We start from the raw sequence: 1,167 nt of genomic DNA, 5'->3' as shown, positions 1-1,167 counted from the left end.
CATTTTCAATCAAAACATATTTAGGATTAAGTAACGACACTATACGAATAAAAGATAGGTATAACTGATTACGTGGGTCTTCTAACCTACGAGGGCCGGATAAAGATAATCCCTGGCATGGAGGACCACCAATAACGACATCTACAGAACTTCCATCTAATATATCTAATATTTGTTGATTAGATACTTCCCGAATATCTCCAAGAATAGTCTTAGCATCTTTATGATTTAGCTTAAAAGTTTCGATAGCTGCTTTATCATGATCTATTCCTAAAATAGTTTTGAATCCTTCTTGTTCAAAGCCATAAGAAAGACCGCCACAACCACAAAATAGATCAACAACATTTGGCATAATTAGCTTATACAACAGTAATAAAACAGACGGCTGAATACTAAGTTATATAAGGTTTTGGAGCAAATTTCTTGTTCTTACAACAGCATCTTTGGCTATATATTTAACATAAAATCTCATATACGAAATTCAGTAGCCCAAAGTAGAAATGTCCGCTTTTAGAATATGAATTTGGTGTTATTGCTAAAGCTCGTGGCATGACTCAAAATCGCTAAAGAAGCAGGGATTGGGGTGAGGCACTCCACAAAGTCCTACGTCAGGATTAAGCACCACGTTTTGATACGATTAATCGTGTAGTGAATGCTTTAGGCGGCAGAGGTATTGAGTTCTTTAATATGCAGTTCAACGACTGTCATCAGGTTCTCAAATCCCTCAGTTTCCCCGGTATTCATCCGAGCCAACTCGGTCGAGTAGCTCGGATTATGATGCCTACTTTTAAAAAGGCACCCCCCACGATCAGTAAGCAGTTCTAGGGAACTTATGACGACCTGGGGTGGACTGAGTCCGTTTTACCCAATCTTCCGGATATTCTTGACTGTAAGAATCATAGTAATGACCTGACCAATATTCCTGATTGTATTCTTGGCATTCGTAATCTTGAGAAAAGTTGTGGGTGCTTTGTTGCGCTACAGCATGTTGCTGAAGTGTATTTTCAGCTGTTCTTTCCGCCTGATCTAAAGTCATGAAAATATCGAGCAAGGCTTGGCGTTGTTGATGATTCAGAAGTTTTGCGCTTTCGACAATCAGTTGTTTAGCGAGGTTTTTTGGGATGCATGGGTTTGCATCATTGAATTTAATATGCATAGCAGTTTCCT

The 1,167-nt window shown here is 38.8% G+C and carries 2 protein-coding genes; both read right to left on the bottom strand.

Annotated features, from left to right (window positions below; genetic code table 11):
• The coding region (locus FTV43_RS15700; protein WP_179995861.1) for a DNA cytosine methyltransferase at nucleotides 1-352 on the bottom strand (352 nt) is incomplete at its 3' end.
• Nucleotides 353-808: 456 nt separating this feature from the next.
• Nucleotides 809-1,156: a hypothetical protein gene (locus tag FTV43_RS15695; protein WP_179995860.1), complete on the bottom strand. Its 348-nt coding sequence runs from the start codon at nucleotides 1,154-1,156 to the stop codon at nucleotides 809-811.
• Nucleotides 1,157-1,167 lie beyond the last annotated feature (11 nt).

The sequence above is a fragment of the Acinetobacter sp. YH16053 genome, from assembly GCF_013417035.1.
GTDB lineage: Bacteria > Pseudomonadota > Gammaproteobacteria > Pseudomonadales > Moraxellaceae > Acinetobacter > Acinetobacter towneri.
Note: the sequence above shows the minus strand (reverse complement) of the source record. Positions and strands in the feature narration are given on the sequence as shown.